Here is a 5,395-nt window from a genome sequence, read left to right as displayed (position 1 = left end):
CTCCGGGCTCCGGGCAAGCGTCTGTTATTCGTATTGCTTGCAATCGCCTGCCCCTATGAAACAGTATCGCATGTAGCAGGTTGGTCTAGTTGCTGATCAAATTTCGTTCTAGGTACTCGTATCGACAACCTTGGGAGCTACCTGTACTTCGCGCGAAGTATGTAAGTCACTGAAACTGGGGTGCAAAAACCTGCATATTAGCCGGCGTGCTCACGTGAAACCCGGACAAGAAGACCTTCTACTCAAAACCGGTGAGCCCCGGTAAGTACTGAGGCGGACTTCGGGAGAAATGCTCCACCTTGAATGCAACAGCCCCACCAAGCAAACACTTGGCGGGGTTGAAGTTACGCTGGAGCACGAGACCAGATTCGAACCCCCGACCCTCAGGTTCGAAGCCTGATCGGGATATCAAGGGCGTAGCCTTTGTACTCCCCTCGAGCAACTGCACCAGTAGCCGACATTCCTGACTGGTTTTGCCTGGGGATATCCCCCGAGTTCCGCTGGGAGTGGAGCCGGGGATCTGCAACCCGCACTACAGGGGATCTTCGCGTCGGTCGATGCAGTGGACGATGCGGATCGAAAGAAGAAAAGGGGAGGATCCGAGACGCGCTCCGCGTTTCGAAACTCGACTGTGGGTCGGGATTCCAGAAGCGGAAGGGGAGCCCGCGCTCGAGTCGTGCGTATTGAGCGCCTATGGGATGCTCCTGCGAACTCCCCGGGACGCTGGGTCGCCCGGTTCGGTGCGGATGTTGCACCTCGTGACTGAGGATCTGGGCGCCGGAATCAACATCATGTCTCGCGTGGTCCGGGTGGTGATGGCGGACGACGGGCAAGGAGGCCAGGTCATCGAGGCCACCGCCTTCGAGTTTCTCCCGCACAATCCTCAGGAACTCGAAGAGTTCATGCGTGCGGTCGTCGCAGGGGAGATCGAGGTCTCGGCGGACAATTCTCCGGATCATCAGTACGAAGTGCAGGTGGATCGCCGTCGCGGCGACCGAGAGTCGGACTCGGTTCGCGAGCTTTGCATCTCGGGGATCGTGATCGACTCCAACCGGGCACTCGAGCAGGGAGCCGTGGTCTCGATCGAGATCGAGGCACCCTTCTCCCGTGATCGCGAATTACGGATCACGGGACAGGCGGTGAAGTCGAGCCGAATCGAAGACACTGGAGAGGGCGAGCGCTACCTGGTCGAAGTGAGCTTTGGCAAGGGCGAAGAGCGCTGGGTTTCGAAGGTCGCCGACGTAGTGGACACGCTCGTCTCCTCGACAGAAACAACGAGCCGGCCGGGCAGCGATCGGGAGGGTGTTCATCTGTCGGGGAGCTTGTCCGAAGTGGCCCTACCGAGCCTGCTGGCATTTCTCGAGCTCGAACGATCGACCGGCGTGCTCGACCTCGAGCGCGACTGCACCAAGGTGAAAGTCTTCGTCCAGGACGGGCGACTCTTCGACATCGAACTGGATCCGCCCGGGCCCGCGCCAATCGACGCCCTGGCCGACCTGCTCGAGTGGCCCGAGGGTGCGTTCGAGTTCGGCTTCCAGCTGGTGGAGCGAGACGACGTGATCGGTCAGTCCACGACTGCGCTGTTGATGGAATGCGCCCGCATCAGCGACGAACGCTCGCGCTAGGTCAACCGCCCGACCGCCGCCCCAACCAATCCAAGATTCACGAGCGCTACGCCCCTGGCTTCGGGACGATGAAGTCGCTCGCCATATTGATCTGGGATTGGAGTCGGCGGGGCAGTCAATAGCGACAATTGCCTGTCACTCTATGTCACCGTATGTCACTACATGGCACTGTTGGACCGGACAGGGAATTGAGGGTTGATTCGCAGAATCAAGTACTTGCACGATTCTCCGTTCAGCTTCCCAAGCTGAGGGTCGCCGGTTCGAACCCGGTCTCGCGCTCCACTCCGGATCACACTTTCAAAAACACTTTCAGCTAGTGACCGAATCTTCTGAAAACGAGCTGAAGGCATCGGGGACACTCCGGGGACAACGGGGACGGTCAGCCGTCTACTACTTGATGTGTCCCGGTCGTCACTTCAACAACGAACCACGACCTGCTGGAAAGCCCCCCGGCGACGCCCGGTGGCGTGCAGGGCCTCTCCAACCTCAGCCAATGGGTATTCCTCGACTGCGAGGGATGAGAGATCCAGCGTTCCCGCCGCAATCATGTTGAGCAATTCAGTGGCTTGGCGCCGTTCGAACCAAAGAGAGCCTCGAATCGTCAGATCCATGCTAACAATGAGATCGGTGGATACTGCCAGGGGTTCTTCTGTCACCCCTACCGCGACAAGACGGCCCGAGCGCTTCAGCGTGGGAAGCGCTGCCTGGATCGCCGAAGCGTCGCGGGCCTCAATCGCACTGAGCACGACATCGAACGTCTGACCGTCCGGCAGCTTCGTTCCGGCTTGAACTCTTGAATTCAGACCGGCGAGCTCTGCAAGGGCGTCGGTCCGGCGCCCCAAAACAAAGATACTCTGGGCCCCCATCGCCAGGGCAACCAGAACCCCGCTCACTCCGACGAGACCAGTGCCTCCAACTACGGCAACCGCTTCGCCGGGTGCCAGGCCGACCTTGGTGAAGGCGCCGTAGGCAGTGCCTAACCAACCCAGGCGGCAAAGAACGGCGTCTGAAACGGTGACGGTTTCCGGAATCGGAATGACGCACTCGGCGGGCAGCAACATATACTCGGCGAGAGTCCCGTCGCGCCAACGCCGAAGCATTTCCGCAGAGTGCTCGCCAACCCCGAAATTTCCGATGAAGCCGAAATCTTCGACACCCCCCTGCGTGGGCGATTGGTAGTAACAGTCGCAGTAAACCCGCTGTCCTATTTCGAGTCCGCTGACGTCAGAGCCCAAGAGCTGAACCGTACCGACAGCATCCATGCCCGGAGTAAAGGGCCTCGGTGGGGTCGACAATTCGCCGGAACCGTCAATCAGGCCAGCTGTAAACGGCGACACAAAGACTGACTGTATGCTGACGAGTACGGTGCCAGGCCGCACGTCAGGCGTATCAATTTCCTCGAGGCGCACAGCGGTTTCACCCTCGTGTAGTCGAGCTGCTCTCATGGGAACCATCCTAGACCGTCGTTGCGCCGTGAGGTGTATCGAGCCATAGGCTTATGATGCGCTTCCAGGGAATATTTGGCGAGGGCTCTAGCACAATTGGGGGATCCCGCGGCAGAGGTTGGCAGCCAATCGTTCGGACCGCCTAGAATCCACTGACGGAGAATTTGGAGGCGCCATGCCGCAGAGCGACGTCGTCATCATCGGGGCCGGAGCCATCGGCTGCTCGATTGCCTACCACCTCGGCAAGCGCGGGATGCGCGCCACCGTCGTCGAGCGCGAATCGATCGGCACGCGCGCTTCGGGCAAGGCCTGGGCCGTCATCGCCTATCCACCCACCTACCTCGCGGAGGAGGAAACGCATGTCGCGGTCGCGGACCCGGACGTTCTGGACGTTGGCGCGATGCCCGCGGACCAGAGCATCGCCGACTGGCTCTACCTCTTTTCATCCTCGTACGAGCGCATGCCGGACCTGGCTCTCGAGATCGCCGAACGCGGCGGCATCGACGTGGAGTACGGTGAATCTTCCAACACATTTCTGTTAACGGAAGCGGATCTCGAAGCGGCGGGACGCGAGGCACTGCTGGCCCCCTACGTTCGGGCCGGAGGAGTCGAGACGGGCTGGCTCGACGCGACGCAGCTACGCGAAGTCTTTCCGTCGCTCGCGCCGGAATGGCGGGCTGGAATCACCAATCCGGAGGGCCAGGTCGAACCCTACAAGTATACACTGGGTCTCGCCCAGGCGGCTGAGCAACTCGGTGCGAGCATGAAGCAGGGTGAGGCGGTGGGCTTCGAGACTCAAGGCGATCGCATAACCGGCCTCGAACTCGCTACAGGGGAGATCCTCTCGGGTGATCACTTCGTGATCGCGGCGGGGCCCTGGTCGCGTCCGATAGCGGCGCATCTCGGTGTCGACATTCCCATACGCATGCTCACGGCCGAGTGCATCCGAGTCGAAGTACCCGGCGGGCTGCCCTTCCAGACCCTCGTCGCGGGCGACTACTGGATCATCCCCAAGGTGAATGGGGAGGTGATCCTGAGCCCCTACGTGGGCAGTTTCAGCCCGCGAGAGACCTTCGACGATTCGCTCAACGAAGAGCTAAAACTGAAGACGCTGACGGACTGCGCCGCGATTCTGCCCGCTCTCGAAGAAGCGAAGTTGGTCGAGCACCGCGGTGACCTACTGGCGATGCCCGTCAAAGCGCCCTTCCACAAACCTACGCTCGGGAGACTCCCGCAGTGGCGCAACGGCTACGCGGCCACGCACTTCGGGGCGCTGGGAATCAACATGAGCCCGGCGGCCGGTGAGCTGATGGCCGAGCTCATCGCGACGGGCAAACCTCCGCTGCGCGCGGCCAGGACCCTCGATCACCTGAAGCTTTGAAGGCCCGCATCTCGTAGCCCCCGTGGTGGCCGGCGGAATCAAGAGAACACTATCTGAGATAATAGAAAGTCAGCGCGAAGCCACAAAGAAGCCTAGGCGCCTCCTCCGAAGGCGGCTTAACAGAAGACGACTTAGCGGTGGTGCTGAAAACGCCGCTCATTTTGCCTACCCCCGCCTTTCGGCGTAAGCGGTCCCAGCTCCGGGTGACGTTCCGCTCGTCGAGAAGCCCGCCCGTCTGTTGGAAGCCGATGTAAGGGCAGGTCGACCTCGTCTTTGTTTCCCGTCAGCAGAACTCGGACAATTGAACGCCCTAGGCTAAGAGACAAATCACCGGGGTCTCGTACCCCGAGGAGAATCTCAAGATGTCAGCAGGAAGGAAGCAATCCACCGAAGCGGCAGTGCGGGAGATCCGGCGAAAGACGCGCAGAAAGTTTGCTCCCGAGGAGAAGATCCGGATCGTGCTCGAGGGGCTGCGAGGCGAGCAGAGCATCTCGGAGCTGTGCCGCAGAGAGGGCATTGCATCGAACTTGTACTACCGCTGGAGCAAGGACTTCCTGGAAGCCGGCAAGAAGCAGTTGGCGGGGGACACGGTTCGTGAAGCCACCAGTGATGAAGTCAAGGATCTTCGCGCCGAGAACCGAGAACTCAAGGAAGTGGTTGCCGAGTTCACACTCAAGAACCGGGTGCTCAAAAAAAGTCTGACGGGTTATGGCGAGGAGGACGATTCGTGAGACGCACGGCATCCGAGAAGATGGAGATCATTCGCCTGGTCGAAGGGACCGACCTGCCCGTGCGTGCGACCCTGCGGCAGCTAGGGGTAGCTCGAAGCACGTTCTATGGCTGGTATCAGCGATACGACGCTGGGGGCTTCGATGGATTGGAAGACAAGAAGCCAGGTGTCCAGCCCCGTTGGAATGCGATCCCGGAGAAGGTCAGGAAGAAGG

At 60.6% G+C, this 5,395-nt stretch carries 5 protein-coding genes; 4 read left to right on the top strand and 1 reads right to left on the bottom strand.

Features of this window, described 5'->3' with window-relative positions; all coding sequences use genetic code 11:
• Positions 1-557 precede the first annotated feature (557 nt).
• Entirely contained in the window at positions 558-1,625 is a 1,068-nt protein-coding gene (locus tag IH881_20125) for a DUF4388 domain-containing protein (GenBank protein ID MCH7870005.1), read from the top strand.
• Between the two features lie 416 nt (positions 1,626-2,041).
• Here the strand turns inward: IH881_20125 and IH881_20120 are convergent, their stop codons facing one another.
• Positions 2,042-3,070: an alcohol dehydrogenase catalytic domain-containing protein gene (locus tag IH881_20120; GenBank protein ID MCH7870004.1), complete on the bottom strand. Its 1,029-nt coding sequence runs from the start codon at positions 3,068-3,070 to the stop codon at positions 2,042-2,044.
• 175 nt (positions 3,071-3,245) lie between these two features.
• Here IH881_20120 and IH881_20115 point away from each other — a divergent pair, with 175 nt between their 5' ends.
• The 3 genes from IH881_20115 to IH881_20105 form a co-directional block, all read left to right on the top strand.
• On the top strand, positions 3,246-4,451 hold the full coding sequence (locus IH881_20115) for an FAD-binding oxidoreductase (protein ID MCH7870003.1): 1,206 nt from the start codon (positions 3,246-3,248) through the stop codon (positions 4,449-4,451).
• A gap of 362 nt (positions 4,452-4,813) precedes the next feature.
• Positions 4,814-5,182 (top strand): transposase, encoded by a 369-nt coding sequence (locus IH881_20110; GenBank protein ID MCH7870002.1) that lies wholly within the window; start codon positions 4,814-4,816, stop codon positions 5,180-5,182.
• On the top strand, positions 5,179-5,395 hold a 217-nt coding region (locus IH881_20105), incomplete at its 3' end, for a helix-turn-helix domain-containing protein (GenBank protein ID MCH7870001.1). The genes IH881_20110 and IH881_20105, both read left to right, overlap by 4 nt.

Source organism: Myxococcales bacterium (assembly GCA_022563535.1).
Taxonomy (GTDB): Bacteria; Myxococcota_A; UBA9160; order UBA9160; family UBA4427; genus DUBZ01.
This window is presented reverse-complemented; position numbering and strand designations above follow the sequence as displayed.